This window comes from Roseibium polysiphoniae (genome assembly GCF_014842925.1).
GTDB classification, from domain to species: domain Bacteria; phylum Pseudomonadota; class Alphaproteobacteria; order Rhizobiales; family Stappiaceae; genus Roseibium; species Roseibium polysiphoniae.
The window spans coordinates 18,425-35,958 of record NZ_JACYXJ010000005.1 but is presented as its reverse complement, the minus strand read 5'-3'; the positions used below and the strand labels follow the sequence as shown (position 1 = coordinate 35,958).

15 protein-coding genes are annotated in these 17,534 nt (G+C 58.5%); 7 read left to right on the top strand and 8 right to left on the bottom strand.

Translation table 11 applies throughout. The features are described 5' to 3' along the window. Window positions 1–75 precede the first annotated feature (75 nt). Together IG617_RS13120 and IG617_RS13115 are read left to right on the top strand one after the other, a co-directional pair. The gene (locus IG617_RS13120; RefSeq protein ID WP_209008470.1) at window positions 76–2,013 is read left to right on the top strand and encodes a methyl-accepting chemotaxis protein; all 1,938 of its coding nucleotides are present in this window, start codon (window positions 76–78) and stop codon (window positions 2,011–2,013) included. Between the two features lie 130 nt (window positions 2,014–2,143). Continuing rightward, window positions 2,144–3,328 (top strand): NAD(P)/FAD-dependent oxidoreductase, encoded by a 1,185-nt coding sequence (locus tag IG617_RS13115; RefSeq protein WP_192109688.1) that lies wholly within the window; start codon window positions 2,144–2,146, stop codon window positions 3,326–3,328. Window positions 3,329–3,350: 22 nt separating this feature from the next. Here the strand turns inward: IG617_RS13115 and IG617_RS13110 are convergent, their stop codons facing one another. The 7 genes from IG617_RS13110 to secA all read right to left on the bottom strand — a co-directional run bounded on the left by IG617_RS13110 (window position 3,351) and on the right by secA (window position 12,443). Beyond that, window positions 3,351–4,313: a hypothetical protein gene (locus IG617_RS13110; protein WP_192109687.1), complete on the bottom strand. Its 963-nt coding sequence runs from the start codon at window positions 4,311–4,313 to the stop codon at window positions 3,351–3,353. Between the two features lie 128 nt (window positions 4,314–4,441). Beyond that, window positions 4,442–5,239 (bottom strand): alpha/beta fold hydrolase, encoded by a 798-nt coding sequence (locus IG617_RS13105; protein WP_192109686.1) that lies wholly within the window; start codon window positions 5,237–5,239, stop codon window positions 4,442–4,444. A gap of 130 nt (window positions 5,240–5,369) precedes the next feature. Then, window positions 5,370–6,557, bottom strand: a complete 1,188-nt coding sequence (locus IG617_RS13100; RefSeq protein ID WP_209008469.1) for an adenylate/guanylate cyclase domain-containing protein — start codon at window positions 6,555–6,557, stop codon at window positions 5,370–5,372. A gap of 66 nt (window positions 6,558–6,623) precedes the next feature. Then, window positions 6,624–8,132 (bottom strand): glycosyltransferase family 39 protein, encoded by a 1,509-nt coding sequence (locus IG617_RS13095; RefSeq protein WP_192109684.1) that lies wholly within the window; start codon window positions 8,130–8,132, stop codon window positions 6,624–6,626. Window positions 8,133–8,138: 6 nt separating this feature from the next. Then, window positions 8,139–8,591, bottom strand: a complete 453-nt coding sequence (locus tag IG617_RS13090; protein ID WP_192109683.1) for a GtrA family protein — start codon at window positions 8,589–8,591, stop codon at window positions 8,139–8,141. Then, window positions 8,581–9,603, bottom strand: a complete 1,023-nt coding sequence (locus tag IG617_RS13085; protein ID WP_192109682.1) for a glycosyltransferase family 2 protein — start codon at window positions 9,601–9,603, stop codon at window positions 8,581–8,583. Before IG617_RS13085 ends, IG617_RS13090 begins: the two co-directional genes overlap by 11 nt. Window positions 9,604–9,701: 98 nt before the next feature. Then, window positions 9,702–12,443, bottom strand: a complete 2,742-nt coding sequence (gene secA, locus IG617_RS13080) for a preprotein translocase subunit SecA (protein ID WP_192109681.1) — start codon at window positions 12,441–12,443, stop codon at window positions 9,702–9,704. 267 nt (window positions 12,444–12,710) lie between these two features. Here secA and IG617_RS13075 point away from each other — a divergent pair, with 267 nt between their 5' ends. From IG617_RS13075 to IG617_RS13060, 4 genes are all read left to right on the top strand, one after another. Continuing rightward, entirely contained in the window at window positions 12,711–13,565 is an 855-nt protein-coding gene (locus tag IG617_RS13075) for a peptidylprolyl isomerase (protein WP_192109680.1), read from the top strand. Window positions 13,566–13,684: 119 nt separating this feature from the next. Then, window positions 13,685–14,926 carry a bifunctional glutamate N-acetyltransferase/amino-acid acetyltransferase ArgJ gene (gene argJ / locus IG617_RS13070; protein ID WP_192109679.1) on the top strand — a complete coding sequence of 414 codons (1,242 nt, stop codon included), beginning with the start codon at window positions 13,685–13,687 and terminating at the stop codon, window positions 14,924–14,926. 100 nt (window positions 14,927–15,026) lie between these two features. Further along, window positions 15,027–15,434 carry a (deoxy)nucleoside triphosphate pyrophosphohydrolase gene (locus IG617_RS13065; protein ID WP_420826151.1) on the top strand — a complete coding sequence of 136 codons (408 nt, stop codon included), beginning with the start codon at window positions 15,027–15,029 and terminating at the stop codon, window positions 15,432–15,434. A 29-nt stretch (window positions 15,435–15,463) separates the two neighbouring features. Further along, window positions 15,464–15,697, top strand: a complete 234-nt coding sequence (locus tag IG617_RS13060; RefSeq protein ID WP_192109677.1) for a Flp family type IVb pilin — start codon at window positions 15,464–15,466, stop codon at window positions 15,695–15,697. A gap of 44 nt (window positions 15,698–15,741) precedes the next feature. Here the strand turns inward: IG617_RS13060 and IG617_RS13055 are convergent, their stop codons facing one another. Then, complete coding sequence (locus tag IG617_RS13055; RefSeq protein ID WP_192109676.1) at window positions 15,742–16,635, bottom strand: methyltransferase domain-containing protein; 894 nt, start codon at window positions 16,633–16,635, stop codon at window positions 15,742–15,744. Between the two features lie 85 nt (window positions 16,636–16,720). On the opposite strand from IG617_RS13055, the gene IG617_RS13050 reads away from it, so the two are divergent. Continuing rightward, entirely contained in the window at window positions 16,721–17,518 is a 798-nt protein-coding gene (locus tag IG617_RS13050; RefSeq protein ID WP_254170552.1) for a ComF family protein, read from the top strand. The last annotated feature ends 16 nt before the right edge of the window (window positions 17,519–17,534 follow it).

The following is a 17,534-nucleotide window of genomic DNA, read 5'->3' as shown; positions in this document are numbered from 1 at the left end:
AGACCGGCTATGTCCAAAGCGCAATCAACTTTGTTTGGCTTATCAAATTTGTCCGTAAGGGCGCGCATTTCATTTTTGAGTGTTTTGACTGCGATTGGCGTGCTTCTCATTGGAGGCATCTTCTGGTGGAGCCAAAATCAGATCGCTGCCGCATTTCAGGGCCTCGAGCAAAGCGCCGAGCTGTCTCGCAAGGTGGCGGACCTTTCCGATCACGCCGCAACCATGCAGGTCATCGAAAAGGGCTATTTGGCGGCGCCTGATGCACACGCCCATGCGGGGTTCAATCGTGAGCTTGCCACGGCGCAGTCGATCGTTGAAGAGATTTCTTCCCTGTCGGTCGCCGCGGAACTCAAGCCGCAAATCGCGGATGTCCTTGACACGTTCGAGGGCACGGCTGGCGCATTTGAAATGCTGGACTCCGTACAGAAGAAAATCGGCTACTCATTCAACGATGGTCTTCTGGGTGTCCTGACGCAAACAGCCGGTGACGCCCAGCTTCGACTGAAAGAGGAAATGAAGTTTGGCGGTGGGCCGGATTTCGAGAAGCTGCTGCGTGCTGTCTTTGCGGTCCAGCTGGCGGAAAAAGAGTTCATCCTGAACCAGACCGAAGCGTATCTGGAGAACTTCACGGTTGCCTTCACGACCTTTGAGGGGCTGTTGAAGAAGGCCTATATGCCCAATGAAATCAAGGCTGACATGGGCGAGAAAATGTCGGCTTATAAAGTCGCGTTCGAAGCCTATACGGTCGCGATTGCAGAGCGGGCAAAGTCCGCGGACCTGCTGGCGTCGCTGTTTTCCCTCGTGCCGCCACACGTTGAAGCCCTGAATGCCGCGGCCCAGGCCGCGCAGGTCAGCGCTGAAAAGGAACTCTCGGAGATCCGTGCCCTTTCAGGAACGGTCGTAGGGGCGGTGATCCTTGCCATGCTCATTGGCCTATCCGTGCTTGCAATCGTCATCGGCCGTTCCGTTTCGGTGCCGCTTGCCAGCCTGCAGAAGGCCATGGTTCGCCTGGCCAGTGGCAGCTCAGATGTGGAGTTGCCTGACGTCGGCGGTCGAAACGAGATCTCCGAGATGTCAAAAACGGTTGCCGTTTTCCGCGAAAATGCGATCGAGCGGGTGCGTTTGGCCGAGCAGCAGCAGCAGGAGAACATGGACCGCGATGGCCGTGTCGCGCGGCTTGAAAGCCTGATCGGAGACTTCGAGACGTCCCTTGGCGCGGCGCTCAAGAAGCTTGACGGGTCTACCGATGAATTGATGCAGACCTCCTCTGCGGTGGAAGCAGCGGCAGATGATGTGGCCGGACAGGCGTCCCAGGCTTCTTCGGCTGTTCGTGTCGCGGCCGAGAACGTGAATTCCGCCGCAACTGCGAGTGAAGCTCTGGCCAGCTCGATCAATGAGATCTCCGGACAGGCGAACCGCTCCACCGATGTTGCAAAACAGGCGGTGGAGAGCGCCAAGGGCACGTATCGCACGATGGACGAACTGTCCAAGGCAGCGATGCGCATTGGCGAAGTCATGGGGTTGATCCGCGAGATTGCCGATCAGACCAACCTTCTGGCCCTGAACGCGACCATTGAGGCCGCACGTGCCGGAGAAGCCGGCAAAGGTTTTGCGGTGGTGGCAGCGGAAGTGAAGCAGCTTGCTGACCAGACCTCCAAGGCAACTGGCGACATCGGTGTCCAGGTTGAAGCGATCCAGGGATCCTCGAACCAGGCCATGTCCGCGATCGAGGACGTCACACGGATCATTTCCGACATGGAAGGCCTTGCGTCTTCTGTTGCAACGGCAGTGATTCAGCAGGACGAGGCTGTTCAGTCGATCGCTCGCAATGTCTCCGATGCCTCCCACCGCTCCGACGAAGGTGCCGAGCTGATGGAGAATGTCGGGGCTGCGACCGAGCACTCACGTGCGACAGGCGCCGAGGTGGAGCGCGTCGCTTCGTCTCTGTCAGAACAGGCCGCTCTGATCAGGGCGGAGGCGTCGCGGTTCCTTGAAGGCGTTCGCGCGGCCTGAACGTTCATATACCGATTGAGTTCTTACAACGCCGCGAGCCCCGTCGCGGCGTTGTGTCTGTCTGGCGGACGGAGGCGCCACATGCTAGGTGATGAAGTCACATAGCTTTTGTCTAGATGGTGGATGTGGAATGCAGGATACGGTCGTCATTATCGGAGCGGGCCAGGCTGGGGCTCAGGTCGCGCAATCCCTTCGTCAGGGTGGCTTCGAAGGGCCGATCCGCCTGATCGGTGACGAGGTAACTCCGCCGTACCAGCGACCGCCGCTGTCAAAGAAGTATCTTCTGGGCGAAATCGGCTCCGAGGCGCTGTTGCTTCGCCCGCCTGCTTTCTACACGACGCAAAATATTGACCTTATCCCGGGCACAAGCGTTTCCTCGATTGACCGAGGGGCACAGCGCCTTTCTCTCGAAAACGGCGATACCATCGGCTACGACAAGCTGGTCATTGCGACGGGTACGCGTGCGCGTCATGCGCCAATCCCGGGAGCAGATCTGGCAGGTGTCGTGACGCTGCGGACCATTGCCGATGTCGACGGCATCCGCGAGAGATTGCTGGCGGGTCAGAAGATTGCCATCGTCGGTGCCGGATACATCGGCCTCGAGGTCGCTGCCGTTGCCAATCAGCTCGGCAAGGATGTGACTGTAATCGAGGCGCAGGACCGGCCCATGAAGCGGGTCGTTTCGCCGTTCATCTCCGAATTCTATTCTGCGCTACACCGGGAAAAGGGTGTTGAACTTCGGCTCGGAACCGGGGTTGAAGCGATTGTGGGCCAAGATGCGGTGTCTGGCGTCAAGGTTGCAGGCGGAGAGATCGTGCCCGCGGATCTCGTGCTTGTGGCCATTGGCGCAGAACCCAATGATGATCTGGCCGGTGCGGCTGGTCTTGAGACCGACAATGGCATCATCGTTGACGGTGCGGGATTGACCAGCGACGACAAAATCTATGCTGCTGGCGATTGCACGCGGTTTTATTCCAACCGCTATGGTCGATCCGTCCGGATGGAGAGCGTCCAGAACGCCATCGATCAGGCGAAGATTGTGGCGCAGTCGATTCTTGGCGAAGACGTGGACTACGACCCTCTTCCTTGGTTCTGGTCGGATCAATACGACATCAAGCTTCAGATCGCGGGCCTGTCGGATGGTTACGACGAAACGCGGACAATCGGCGAACCCAAGGACAACAAGTTCTATGTCGCCTATCTGAAGGACGGGCGTCTGATTGCCGTCGACAGCATCAATTCGCCGCGCTCCCACATGATGGCTCGCCGCGTGATTGGCGAGAGCTGGCGTGACGACCTTTTGCCAGCGGCGTGAGGCGTGGCTTGATTGAGCTTTTCTAGGGCGTTCCGAATTTGGCTTCCAGGTGCTCAGCCACTCCCGAATGGCGGTCGTAGTGGTGCACGACTGCAAAGGGGGCTCCGCCGCGCGTCGTAACTATGCCGTCCTTGAAGACGGGCAAGGTTGCAGGGTCAGCAAAATTCCCGGGGCTTTCAGAGGGCTCCATCAGCGTGCAGGCATGGAGTGTCCAGGGCGTGTTCCAGTCTGTCACCACGGTCAGCTGTCGCCAGGCCTTGAAACTCAACAGCTGGTTCATCGCGACCTGATCGCCGATCCGCTTGCTTTGATCGAAATAGTAATTCGCCAGCATGAAATCGAGCATCGGTTCGAAACGCCCGGCAAAATAGCCGCAACAGATGACAGGTGCGTCCGCAACGCGCCGCAAGGCATGTTTGCCAAAGACCTTGATCATCATGCGGCTGTTCCAGGGATCGCGGTGTGTGATGCCTTCCACTGACACGGCAACATCCTTGTCGTCTGCCAATTCGGCTTCCAGCCAGTCAAACGGGTTTGACTGAAACGCAACGTCGCGCGCATCGGAAAACGCCAGAAAGCGGAAGGTCTCGCCCGTTTTCTCGCAATGCGCGCGCAAGAGCTCGCTGGCGTGGAAAAAGCGCCGATCATGCACCTTGTCCTTGAAGCGCAAGATCCGGCGGATCCAGGTCCAGCGGCTGTCGACCCGCAGTTTGCCCGCGTCGGTATGATCTTCGATTTCTTCCGCAAGCTGAGAATAGCTGTAGCGGCGTTTCTTTGGGTCATGCTGGAAGGTCAGGACGGTTGCGCCTTGTCCTTCCATATAGGTCACCAGCTCTTCGCTCACGTCATAGGCGATGACGAAGATCCGTCCATCAAAGGATGTCGCCTTCAGTGAGTTGAACCAAACGGCCATGTGTTTGGGTTCATATCCGGAGACCGCAGTGACAATCGCGTCGACAGGCTTTTGTGCGGTGGGAGTGGTCATTCAGGCTCCAGAATTGCTCTTGCTATCGCGGCGAGTAGCTCAATGTTGGCGCGGTCTTACCAAGCTTGCCGCCAATGGCAAAATGGAATCGCGCGCGGGCACTCAGCAGCTCTGCCTCTTGGTGGAAATCAGGCCGACTGTGCGTTTTGAAGGATCAACCGAACGACGTCCTGGGGGATCTCAAGATGCGGCATGTGGCCGACCCTTTCGAAAATATGGGTCGCAATTATGCCAGGCAGCTTGTGGGACTGCCGGGTCGGCAAGACACGATCCTGGGTGCCCCAAATCACCTTGATCGGCATGGGCAGCTCGGCCATTTCCTTACGTGGCAGGGTCTTTTGCACCGAGCCGTCAATGATTTCCTCGGCGATTGCCGTCAAGGTCTCGACCGCGCCCGGTCTGGCACGGCCTTCGGCAGCTGTTTTGGCCAGGAACTTTGGCAATTTGAACTCCCAGCCGAAAAACTGCTCGAGCAGCATTTCCATTTCTGCCGGATCGGTCGCGGCGGCATAGCGGCGAAGAAGCTTGTGGTTGATCTCTGGGCCAAAGCCGCCGGGCGCGAGGAGTGTCAGGCTCGCCACTTTCTCAATGTCTTTCAGGGCCACCAGGGATGCGACCGCGCCGCCCATGGAATGGCCGACGAGATGGACCCGCTCCAGCTCAAGTGTCTCAAGCGATTGAGCGACGGCTTTTGCCGCGACGCCAGCATGTCCGATCCTGGGCCAGTCCAGCGCCTGTCCATGGCCTGGAAGGTCGAACGCAATCGATTTTCTGGAGGGCGAGAGCGCCGTTTGAATGTTGACCCAGGTCTGCCGGTCTCCACCAAAGCCATGAAGAAGCACAATGGGCGCGGCGTCGCTGCCGTCTACGGGGGGCTGCTCATTGAAAGGCAGGTGCTTGCTTGAGGAGACTTGGAGACTGGTCATGTCATTCCCTGATCATTGTTCTTGCGGATCCATGGGTGCCATGAATTTTGCGGCAGCACCATCGACAATCTGTCGCGTGCAGACTGTGCCGGATGGTACCTCGGCCAATCCAGGCAAATTGGAAAATACTCTAGCGGGTGGAAAGTGCGAAAAGCGGGCGCTCGACCGCGAAACCGTCAAGTGCGAACGCTCCGACCGGCTCTGCACGATGGCTGGCCAAGGCTGCAATTTCCGCTGTCATCAGAATATCCCGGTGAACCTTTTTCGTGAGGGTTTCCATCCGGGCCGCCGCGTGAACCGTTTGCCCTATGACGGAAAATGTCAGCCTGTTGGCGACGCCGATGTTGCCGAACATCACCTCGCCTACGGACAGGGCCAGACCAACAGTCAAATGTGGATCGTTGCTCTCGCTGCCGTTCAGCGCGGCGATGCGTTCGCGCAATTCGTCTGCAGCTGCGAGCGCACGCTCGACCGCCGTTCCGAGATCTTTCCCGGCGATTGGAAAGACACCAAGCACCGCATCGCCGATGAAATCGAGAATTTCGCCGCCGTGGGCAAGCACCGGGCCTCCGGTTGCCTCGAAATAGGTGTTCAGGAACTTCAGATAGCGTTCCGGCCCGAGATCTTCGGCAATGCATGTCGAGTTTCTCATGTCGCAATAGAAAATGACTGCATTGATGGTCTGGCCATCGCCGTGGCGGATCTGGCCATTGAGGACGCGTGATCCCGCCCACTGCCCGAGATAGGTCTCTGCGATGGTTTGCGTGACCTGCGCTTCGAGATTGGCGCGCGCGGCGAGCGCGAGGCGTTTTTGAATGTAGTGGATCGCGGCCACTTCATCATCGGAGAAACCTCCGGCTTTTTGAGTCGCCCAACTGACAATGATGCCGGTGTTGCCTTTCATGTCGCTGATGGCAGGCATATCGAACCCGGTCGTGATGACCATGTAGTCGGTGTAGCCCTTGGCTGAGAGCTCGACACAGAGCTGATAGTCGAGTTCAGCGTTGCCGCCCTCAAGACGTCGCCTGAGGAAATCCTTTCTTTCCATCAGCGCGCTGCGCATGGGGCTCTTCAGCCAGTCTTCCTGTTCTTCTTCGGTGTGAGTGAACTGCTGATGCTCAATCCCGACCTGCGCTTCCCAAAAGGCGGTTTCCGCCTCGATGAGGGGATGCAGCGTTGCCCAGGCGAGGAGCGCGCGACTGATCGGGACCTCGCATTCCGCAAGCTTTTCGCAAAGCTCCCCGAACATCTTCGGCATGTCGGGTGAATGCAGTGCCTGGCCAATCAGCCAGTCCTCAACGCGGTCTATTTCGGACATGTCGATCATGGCTCGACGATACGCCGTGCTCTGTGACCAACCAAGTGCCAAATGGGTCGTACGGGCTTAGCGAATGGGTTTTTCAGCGACTTTACCGGGAGGGATAAGGGCCCAGTTGATTTGGATCGGTGGGATGCTGCCGTAGACAAATGCAGGAAAGGTCTGCGTTCCATCGCGAACGACGCCTGGATAGAATTTCGCCAGCTCATCCGGCAGTGTTGCTCGGTCTCCACGCCAGACCAGCATCACGCCCTTGCGTTGGACGTCGTCGAGATTGATCCAGGGGCTAAGGGCTCTGTCATGCTGATAGAACATCGATGGGCGTTCGCCGGCATGGAGGGCCACATTGGCAGCTGACCACATGTCACCGGCGACATAGGGAAGATCTGTTCCCATCTCCTCGCGCCATTTCGAAGAGAGCATGAGGGCGATGTCATGGCCGGGATAGTGCATGCGTGTGTGCTTGGTCTTCCAGAGAGGCTCGAGCAGAGCCTGGCCTGAAATCACCCCCAGAAAAATGGCTTGAATGACGATCGCTGCGATCAGGGCCCCTCGAGGATGGGCCCAGTTGTCAGGCAGGTTCAGGAAACGCACAGCGACGATCCCTGACAGAACAAACAGGGGCGTCCCCCACATGTGCTCGAATTCGCCTCCGGTGACCGCGGAGAGCAGAAGAACGACGCATAGGGGTAGGGCCGCAAACCATATGAGGAAGAATGCTTCTCTTTTGGCGGTCTCGCCGGCGTCTTGCGCCCTGAGCTTTGTACGAAGCACCTTGATGCCGGCGATGCCAAAGCCTGAAATCAATGTGATGAATAGCCCTGCATGATTTGCGATCTGGGCGCCCAGAAAATTGACCGGGTTTGTCACATGCTCAAGCCAGGAGACCGCGCTCCGGCTTCTGCTTGCTGCATATTTGAATGTCAGGAAGTCGGTTTCGACAAGCCAGAGGATATGCGGAACCAAAAGTGCGACGCAGGTTGCGGCGGTGATCCATGGTCCGGGGGTCAAGAGGTGCCTGCGGGCCTTAGGCCGAACGAGGGTATAAAGGCCGATTGCTCCGATCAGCAGCGCGACGAAATACTTGGTGTAAAGGCCGAAGGCCGCGATTACTCCGAGTAAAAGCCAATCGAGCAGCTGGCCGCGCTCAAGAGCTCGATGAAAGACCAATATCATTCCGGCCCAGACCGGAATCTGCAGAATGTTCGGGTTGAACTCCGGCGCCGGCAGGGTGAAATAAAATGTGGCGCTGGTCAGGACGATTGACCAGAAAGCCTGCCAGCTCGTCAATCCAAGCCGCTTTGCAAGATGCCAGATGCACCAATAGCCAAGCGCGATTGAAATCTGGCTCAGCCAGTAGCCGCCAAAAGTTCCGCCGCCGGTGATGCGATAGGTCAGCTCCAGCAACCAGGCCTGCATCGGCGGGTGCTTGGTGTAGCCCAACGCGAGCTCGCGGCCCCAGGCGTAGCCCTCCACCACATCCAGAGGCGGGTTTGGAAAGAACAGCGTGGGGATGAGGGCCCAGAGGAGCGAAAGGCTTGCGACGTAAACGAACGCGGCGCGGGAGGCTGTCACGGGTTATCAGCTCTTGTCTTGAACGGGGGCGTCCGGTTTGGCCGAAAAAGCCCAGAGACGCGCGCCGAGAAATGTGAGCGCGGGAACGACGGCAATGGAGAACAGAATGCCGAGGCTCTCGGGCCAGGAGGTCAGACCAAGCCAACCGGCCAGGACGCTGGAATTTAACGCGAAACCAGCGAGAGCTAGCAGAAAGAATCGGCGCATTCGCCGGCCTGCTTCTGCGCCGCTGTTTTCCGTTCTGAAGCTCCAGTGATGATGGCCCAGGAAAGACACCGCAAACGCGATCACGAAACCGCCGGTATTTGCCAGGAATGCAGGGAGCAACCCACTTTGCAGCAGCAGCAAGGCAACCCCGGCATGGGTGAGCGTGGCCACCCCGCCGACGATCGCGAACCGGACTGCCGTGCCTGCTTCCGCCTTGGCACGATCCTGATAGGAACGCGTATCACTTGTCATCTGCGGATGTCTCCCGCGCGGTCGATGCACCTTCAATGACATCCTGAACGAGGTAGACAGGGCGTTGTTTCGCTTCGTTGAAGAGCCGCGCCACATATTCGCCGATCATGCCGACTGACAGCAGCTGGACGCCTGAGAAGAACAACAAGCCGACCATCAATGACGCGTAGCCTGGAACATCAATGCCGTAAGCCATGACGCGGATGATCAGATAGGCGGCGTAGGCGAAAGACATGGTCGCCACCAAAGCGCCGCCGTAGAGCCAGATGCGCAGAGGCATGGTGGTGAAACCGGTCAGGCCATCGATCGCGAAGTTCCACAGCTTCCAGTAATTCCACTTGCCGTTGCCAGCCCTGCGCTCGGGCCGCTCATAGGGCAACGCCATGGACGGGAAGCCGACCCAGGCAAAAAGGCCTTTCATGAAGCGATTGCTTTCCGGCAAGCGCATAAGCGCCTCGACAACGGTTCGGTCAATGAGCCGGAAGTCGCCTGCATTTGCGGGCATGTCGATGTTGGATAGCTGGTTGAACAGGCGGTAAAACAGCTCGGCCGACCGGCGCTTTAAGAGCGTGTCCGACGACCGGTCAACGCGCAACCCGTAGACGACGTCATATCCGGCGCGCCAGCCATCGATCATCTGCGGGATCAATTCGGGCGGGTCTTGAAGATCTGCGTCAATGACCACGACGACATCGCCTTTCGCATGGGCGAGGCCGGCCGTCAGGGCCGCTTCCTTGCCGAAGTTGCGAGACAGGGCCACGAGCCGGCCGGGCAGGCCGCCTGCCAAATGCGAAGCGATGATGCTTGCCGTTTCATCGCGACTGCCGTCATCAATGAAAACATATTCATAAGGAAGACCCATGGGATCCAGAACGGCGCGGGTGTCGGTCAGGAAATGATCCAGAACCTCCGCTTCGTTATAGGCAGGCACGACGATGCTGATCAGAGGTGTTGCAGGCCGGGCCTCGGCTCGCCGTCCTATGTAAATCTGGCCTTCATTTGAAGCTTGCATCAATCACCCTGCGCTTTGCGCGCAAACTGCCGCAATTCATCAAAAAAGGCCAGCCCTCTGAGAGAACTGGCCTTTCCTGATGTCTGTCTGGGAAGAAACTACGTCAGCGCGCCATGGCAATGCTTGTATTTCTTGCCCGAACCGCAGGGGCAGGGTTCGTTCCGTCCGACCTTGCCCCAGGTTTCCGGCTTTTCCGGATCGCGTGGCTCTGCCATTTCATCTTCACCCGTCACGGGGTCGATGTGATGGGCATGCATTTCCGGCAGTTCCGGCTGTGCAGGCGGCTGTTCCGTCACCAGCTCGACACGCATGAGCTGGGCTGTTGTGATCTGGCGCAGCTGAGCCAGCATGTTCTCAAACAGTGTGAAGGATTCAGTCTTGTATTCCTGCAGCGGGTCGCGCTGGGCGTAGCCGCGGAAGGCAACGGCGGAGCGCAGGTGGTCGAGGTTTGACAGATGCTCGCGCCACAGATTGTCGAGGGTCTGCAGGAGAACAGCCTTTTCGACCTGACGCATGATGTCAGGGCTGTATTTGGCTGCCTTGTCTGCCATGGCCTCGTCGGCGGCCCGGCGCAGGCGTTCCTTGACTTCTTCGTCGGCGATGCCTTCTTCGTCAGCCCATTCCTTGACCGGAAGATCCATGTTCAGGATCGTGCGGACTTCTTCCAGCAGGCCATCCGTGTCCCACTGTTCGGGATAGGCGCGTTCAGGAATGTGACGGGTGACGAGGTCCTCGATCACATCGTGGCGCATGTCGGCCACGGTTTCCTGGATGGTGTCTCCGTCCATCAAATCGATGCGCTGCTCGAAGACGACCTTGCGCTGGTCGTTCATCACGTCATCGAACTTGAGAAGGTTCTTACGCACGTCGAAGTTACGCGCTTCGACCTTTTGCTGCGCTTTTTCCAGAGCCTTGTTGATCCAGGGATGGATGATGGCTTCACCTTCTTCCAGGCCGAGCTTTTGCAACATGGAATCCATGCGCTCGGACCCGAAGATCCGCATCAGGTCGTCCTGCAGCGAGAGGAAGAACTTGGAATGCCCGGGATCGCCCTGACGGCCGGAACGGCCGCGCAGCTGATTGTCGATCCGGCGGCTTTCGTGGCGCTCAGTGCCGATGACGTACAAACCGCCAGCAGCCAGGGCCTTTTGCTTGAGCTCTTCGGCTTCTGCCTTGATTTCGGCCTCGCGCGCGGCGCGTTTTTCGCCTTCCGGCATCTCGCCCACCTCGATGTCCAGGCGCATGTCCACATTACCGCCGAGCTGAATGTCGGTACCGCGGCCTGCCATATTGGTGGCGATGGTGACGGCGCCGGGAAGACCGGCCTGACTGATGATCAGGGCTTCCTGCTCGTGGTAGCGGGCGTTGAGAACCGCAAAGACTTTCGCCTTGCCGCCTTCCTGCTGCTGGGCAGCGATGAAGCTTGCTGGGTCGGTCACATCGATCTGCTTGTAACCGTGCTTTTTCAACAGCTCGGCCAGATACTCGGATTTCTCGATCGAGGTCGTGCCGACCAGGATCGGCTGTCCGCGCTCCTTGCAATCATCGATCAGCTTGACGATTGCGAGGAATTTCTCCTCGACCGTGCGATAGACTTCGTCATCGTCGTCTATGCGGCTGACATCCCTGTTGGTCGGAATTTCGACGACTTCCAGAGAGTAGATGTCGGCAAATTCGTCCGCTTCCGTTGCCGCGGTACCGGTCATACCTGCGAGCTTGTTGTACATGCGGAAGTAATTCTGGAACGTGATCGATGCGAGCGTCTGGTTTTCCGGCTGGATGCTGACGTGTTCGCGGGCTTCAAGGGCCTGGTGCAGCCCTTCCGAGAAGCGGCGGCCCGGCATCATGCGGCCTGTGAACTCGTCGATGATCACCACTTCGTCATTGCGGACGATGTAGTCCTTGTCGCGCTGGAAGAGCTTGTGGGCCTTCAACGCCTGCTGCAGGTGATGAACCACTGCGACGTTGTCCACGTCATAGAGATGATCACCCTTGAGCAGGCCGGCTTCACTCAAAATGCCTTCGAGTTTTTCGTTTCCGGCTTCGGTGAAGGACACTGAGCGGGCTTTCTCGTCCAGCTCATAGTCTTCTTCGGTCAGATGCGGAATGAAGGTGTCGACTGTGTTGTAGAAATCGGAGCGATCCTCCAGCGGACCGGAAATGATGAGCGGTGTGCGTGCCTCGTCAACCAGGATCGAGTCGACCTCATCGACGATTGCATAATTGTGCTCGCGCTGAACCATGGCTTCACGCTCATGTTTCATGTTGTCGCGCAGATAGTCGAAGCCGAATTCGTTGTTCGTGCCGTAGGTGACATCTGCTGCGTAGGCCGCGCGCCGTTCATCGTCCGAAAGACCATGGGTGATGCAGCCGACGGTCAGTCCCAGGAAGCGGTAGACCTGCCCCATCCAGTCGCTGTCGCGCTGGGCGAGGTAGTCGTTGACCGTGACGACGTGAACGCCCTTGCCGGTCAATGCGTTCAGATACACCGGCGCGGTCGCAACCAGTGTCTTGCCCTCACCGGTTCGCATTTCCGCGATCTGGCCCGAGTTCAGAACCATTCCGCCAATCAGCTGCACGTCATAGTGCCGCTGACCGAGGGCCCGCTTGGCGGCTTCACGAACTGTGGCGAAAGCCGGAGCCAGGATATCGTCCAGCGAGGCGCCGTTCTTCAACTGCTCGCGGAACTGTTCAGTCCGTGCCCGAAGATCCTCGTCCGAGAGCGCCTGAACTTCGGGCTCTAGGGCTGTTATCTCAGCCACCTTTGCTTTGAATGCCTTTACCTTGCGGTCGTTGGCGGAACCAAAAATCTTACGTGCTAAAGCGCCAAGGCCAGCCATGTGGCGGTCCTTCCCCTGTAGAGCGGCGCCGGTTCGAACGGCATGGCGCCTGCCCATGAAATCGTCTCAATTGCTGTCCACGCTCTCCGACCAGCGACGAAGCGCAAGCGGAAACCCGAGGCAAAGGTGCCATCCATATCCGAAGACAGGACGCTCGACAGATAAGAGGGGGTCCAAAGCTTGTCAACGGCGCTGCTTTCAGCAAAGTTGCCCCGTCCTGGTGGTCAGGGCGGCTAGAATTCATGTCCCAAGTACAAAGGACTTCCAATGTTCCGTTTTTCCATGCGTCGGCAAGCCCGCTCGCTTCTGGTTCCTGCTCTTGCCTTGACGTTGGGGACTTCTGCGGTTTTCGCGGCCGAGCCGGACGACGTCGTGGCCACGGTTGGCACCTCTGAAATTACCGAAGCGGACCTGGCTTTTGCGGCCCAGGACCTTGGGCAGGAGCTGCAAAGATTTCCGCCGGCACAGTGGCGCGCAATCCTTCTCGACGTTCTTGTCGACATGGAATTGCTGGCTCAGGCCGCGAAAACGGCTGAAATCGACAAGGATGCCGACTTTCAGAAACAGGTCGATTTCCTAACACTGCGGGCGCTGCGCAACGCTTACCTGGCACAGAAAATTGATGGTGCCGTTAGCGACGATGATCTGAAGGCGGCCTATGAAAAGGAATATGCCGACTTTGAAGGTCCTGAAGAAATGAAGGCCCGGCATATTTTGGTCAAGGAAAAGGCCGAGGCAGAAGCTGTGATCGAACAGCTCGAAGGCGGTGCGGATTTCGCAGAACTTGCCAAAGAGAAGTCGACCGGTCCGTCAGGTCCGAACGGCGGCGATCTGGGTTTCTTTGCCAAGGGACAAATGGTCCCGGCGTTCGAGGAAGCTGCTCTCAAGCTCGAAACCGGTTCTTTCACGGCCGAACCGGTCGAGACGCAATTCGGATGGCACGTTATCTTGCTCGAAGAAAAGCGCCGCCAGGAAAAGCCGACCTTTGAAGCGGTCTCGGCAAACCTGCGCCAGCAGTTGATTCGTGACCTCTACACCAAGACCATGGATGAGCTGAAAGCCGAGCATCCTGTCGAGATTCTCGATGAGGATCTGGCAAAGGCCGATCCTGCCGCTCAGTAGGATCTTCAGCGGCCTTCGGGCCCGCGCAAATAGTCCCTTTACGAGACCGCTCCGGCGAAGGCATAAGAGCCGGAACCGGAGCGGTTTTTTTACGCTCAGCTGCAACAGGAGTTAGGCCTATGGCCTCGACAGTGTCCCCGCTCGCCCCAAAGTCCTATCCCGACATGCCGGACCTCGACGGTGTTCGTTTCGCAACTGCGGAAGCTGGCATCAAATACAAGGGACGGACCGACGTTCTTCTGGCGTCGCTTGACGAGGGAACAGCCGTTGCAGGTGTTTTCACCCGATCGAAGTGTTCGTCGGCGCCGGTTGACTGGTGCAAGTCGATCCTTTCGAACGGCCGCGCGCGCGCGCTTCTGGTGAACTCGGGAAATGCCAACGCCTTCACCGGCAAGAAGGGAAAGTCGGCGGTCGAGCTCTCGGCAAAGATCGCGGCAAGAGCGCTTGCATGTGATCCTGCAGATGTTTTCCTGGCGTCGACCGGGGTTATCGGTGAACCGCTTGATGCCGAGAAGTTCGAGGATGTGATTGACGAGCTTGCAGCGGCCGAAAAGCCCGCCAGCTGGCTGGACGCCGCCAAGGCGATCATGACTACGGATACATTTCCTAAGGTGGCGACGGCGAGCGTCGACATTGACGGTGAGACCATCACCATCAACGGCATGGCAAAGGGCGCCGGAATGATCGCGCCTGACATGGCCACCATGCTGTCCTTCATTTTCACGGATGCTGCGATTTCGCCTCCCGTGCTGCAATCGCTCTTGTCGGGCGAAACGGATGACAGCTTCAATTCGGTGACCGTCGATAGCGACACGTCGACGTCCGACACGGTTTTGCTGTTTGCGACGGGAGCTGCCGAAAAGCGTGGAATTTCGAAGCTGGACGCGCTGGATGACCCACGCCTTGCGACCGTTCGTGCCGCCTTGGGCGACTTGATGCAAAATCTGGCTCAGCAGATCGCGCGTGATGGCGAAGGCGCACGCAAATTCGTTGAAGTGCAGGTCGAGGGCGCCGAAACCGACACATCAGCGCGGACGATTGCTCTTTCGATCGCAAACTCGCCTCTGGTGAAGACTGCGGTTGCGGGAGAAGATGCCAATTGGGGCCGCGTCGTCATGGCCGTCGGCAAGGCCGGGGAACCGGCCGACAGGGACAAGCTGGCGATCTGGTTTGGAGACGTGCGCGTTGCCGTCGACGGAGAGCGTGATGCCGACTACAGCGAAGAAGCTGCTTCCGCCGTCATGAAAGAAGAAGACATCGTCATTCGCGTTGATCTCGGACTTGGCGAGGGGCAGGCACGTGTGTGGACCTGCGACCTCACCAAGGAATATGTCGCGATCAATGGCGACTATCGCAGCTGAGGTAAGCAAGCTTCGCGATGACTTTTACCCATTTGACTAAAGCTCTCCGCAATATGGTGAACCAACCGTTATTGCGATGTCTTGCAGTGGAACAGCCCTCATGAGCCGCATTGTACTCGTTGCCGCATGTGCCCTGGTCGATGCGGACGGACGCATCCTTCTCGCGCAGCGTCCGGAGGGGAAATCAATGGCGGGTTTGTGGGAGTTTCCAGGCGGAAAAATCGAGGCCGGCGAGCGGCCAGAGGAGACACTCATCCGCGAGCTGGACGAGGAGCTCGGCCTTAGTGTTAACGAAGCGTGCCTCGCCCCTTTGACCTTCGCGAGCCACGCTTATGAAGATTTTCATCTTCTGATGCCACTTTTCATCTGTCGTCGGTGGGAAGGAACTCCGGTCGGCCGGGAAGGGCAGGCCTTGAAGTGGGTCAGACCGGTTCGGTTGCGAGACTACCCGATGCCGGCGGCAGATGAACCCTTGATCCCATTCCTGCTGGATCTCGTGCCTGCCTAAACCGCTGTTTGAGCTGAAAGGACCCTTCCATGACCGTCTATGATCGCACTGACAGGTCAATTATCGGGAAGGCCAAGACCAGCTTCAGAGCATTTGCAGCCGATGAATCCGGAAACACGATGATCGAATACGGTCTTCTTCTGGGCATGATAAGTGTCGCAATTCTGACCACACTTGGTGCGATCGGCGGGACGATCCGAGACGATGTGTTTGGTGCAATCTCCGACGCACTCAGCGGATCAACGGCAGACAGCGACAGCTGACTTCAGATCGTTCGACATTTCCTCGCCTAGATCCCAATAAGCTATCACTCCGCCTTTAAGGGTGTTTCGCTTGCCCCAAGAGCGTCGGCCAGTCGTGTCTTGGCTGATCCGGGTTTCAGCGGCTGTTGCTGGCTTTCATGCGGTGCCCAGCCTGAGAGTGAGACAAGGGAAAACGTCGCGCGAATGCGGCCGTCCGGATCGCTGTAATCCTGGGCATAAAGCTCTGCGGCTCTGAGGAGGATCGTTTTGGTCAGCGGCTTCCTGCTTCGCTCGCTCAGAATTGACGTCGCTCCCATGGCGCGCAAATCCTTCATCAGATCGAACATGTTGGAATATCTGACGGTCAATCGATCCATATCGGTGACCGGCAGGGCGAACCCTGCGCGCTGGAGCAAGCTGCCGAGATCCCTCGTGTCCGCAAAAGGAGAGACGCGCGGCGCCGCGCCGCCCGTGCTCTCCAGCTCGGCTCGCATCAGGGCGTCTCTCAGCTCGTGCAGTGTGTCGCTGCCCAAAAGCACGCCCATGAACAATCCGTCCGGCTTCAAGCTCTTGCGAATTTGGACCAACGTGCCGGGAAGATCGTTGACCCAGTGAAGGGACAGCGCCGATGCAATGAAGCCGACGCTTGCCTCTTTCAAAGGGGGCAGGGTGTCATCAAAGATGAAGTCGGGGGCGGCAAGCGAAGGATCCTCACACAGGAGATCTCCCCGCAAGACATGGTCGATCTTGCCGCTGGCCTTGAGAGCCGAAGTGATCAGGCCCGTATGACCACCAAGGTCCACACCGGTCTCGAACGTGCGGCTGATTGTTGCCAATCGGTCGGCGAGATCTTCTGCGACAACGCGCATCAAAAAGTCGCTTCCGGGCGTCGCCGAACGGAGGGCGCGGCGGCGACGCGCTTTCAGCAATGGGCGGTCGAAGAGGTCAGGTTGTGTCATTGAGGGTCCGTATGCGTCTCTTGCCGCTACATATGGGCTTTTCAGCTGTTCGCGTCAAAACATGATAGGCTCGCGGGGGGAAAGGATGGTTGCTGAACTCATGCCGGGCTTTGCGGATAACACTGTTCTGGAGCGCACCTCGCGTGCCGGGTCTCTGGTCGCCGGAACCGTTCTCGATCTTCTGCTGCCGCCGCGCTGCGTCTGCTGTCAGGCGCGTGTTTCCTTGCCAGGCAATTTGTGTGGTGTTTGCTGGCGCGAAATGCCATTTATCGGCGCGCCGGTTTGCGCGCGCTATGGAACGCCTTTCACACATGACATCGGAGAAGGTGGCCTGAGCGCACGGGCGCTGACCGATCCGCCACTTTTTGAGCGATTGCGATCAGTTGCCACTTATCAGGGCATCGCCCGTGACCTGGTCCTGGCGCTGAAGTTCAACCGGCGGAGGGATCTTGCCGAGCCTATGGGGCGGTGGATGGTTCATGCCGGGCGGGAGCTGATCTCCCCTGACACCGTCGTCATGCCCGTTCCGCTGCACCGGCTTCGCTTGTTGCAGCGGCGTTTCAATCAATCTGCGGATCTTGCCCGGGTGATCGCGCGCGAGGCGTCGATAGACTGGGATCCGATGCTGCTGCGACGCGCGCGCCGGACCCGACAACAGGTCGGGCTGGATTCCTCTGAACGGCAAAAGAATGTGCGTGGCGCCTTCGAATTGCGGCAAGGCTGGTCGAATACGCTCCATGGCCGCCCCGTGCTTTTGGTCGACGACGTTCTGACGACGGGCTCGACTGTGACGGCCTGCACCAAGGTTCTTAAAGCTGCGGGCGCAAGCTCGGTAGACGTGCTGACATTCGCGATTGCGGTCGGTGATGAAGCTCATGACTAAAGTTTGAACACAGCTT

Bases quoted from the DNA above. Each gene is read 5' to 3' on its own strand.
- IG617_RS13055 (WP_192109676.1), bottom strand. From the start codon at position 16,635: ATGACACAACCTGACCTCTTCGACCGCCCATTGCTGAAAGCGCGTCGC.
- IG617_RS13105 (WP_192109686.1), bottom strand. From the start codon at position 5,239: ATGACCAGTCTCCAAGTCTCCTCAAGCAAGCACCTGCCTTTCAATGAG.
- IG617_RS13065 (WP_420826151.1), top strand. From the start codon at position 15,027: ATGAGCCGCATTGTACTCGTTGCCGCATGTGCCCTGGTCGATGCGGAC.
- secA (WP_192109681.1), bottom strand. From the start codon at position 12,443: ATGGCTGGCCTTGGCGCTTTAGCACGTAAGATTTTTGGTTCCGCCAAC.
- IG617_RS13060 (WP_192109677.1), top strand. From the start codon at position 15,464: ATGACCGTCTATGATCGCACTGACAGGTCAATTATCGGGAAGGCCAAG.
- IG617_RS13090 (WP_192109683.1), bottom strand. From the start codon at position 8,591: ATGACAAGTGATACGCGTTCCTATCAGGATCGTGCCAAGGCGGAAGCA.
- IG617_RS13085 (WP_192109682.1), bottom strand. From the start codon at position 9,603: ATGCAAGCTTCAAATGAAGGCCAGATTTACATAGGACGGCGAGCCGAG.
- IG617_RS13050 (WP_254170552.1), top strand. From the start codon at position 16,721: ATGGTTGCTGAACTCATGCCGGGCTTTGCGGATAACACTGTTCTGGAG.
- IG617_RS13115 (WP_192109688.1), top strand. From the start codon at position 2,144: ATGCAGGATACGGTCGTCATTATCGGAGCGGGCCAGGCTGGGGCTCAG.
- argJ (WP_192109679.1), top strand. From the start codon at position 13,685: ATGGCCTCGACAGTGTCCCCGCTCGCCCCAAAGTCCTATCCCGACATG.
- IG617_RS13100 (WP_209008469.1), bottom strand. From the start codon at position 6,557: ATGTCCGAAATAGACCGCGTTGAGGACTGGCTGATTGGCCAGGCACTG.
- IG617_RS13075 (WP_192109680.1), top strand. From the start codon at position 12,711: ATGTTCCGTTTTTCCATGCGTCGGCAAGCCCGCTCGCTTCTGGTTCCT.
- IG617_RS13110 (WP_192109687.1), bottom strand. From the start codon at position 4,313: ATGACCACTCCCACCGCACAAAAGCCTGTCGACGCGATTGTCACTGCG.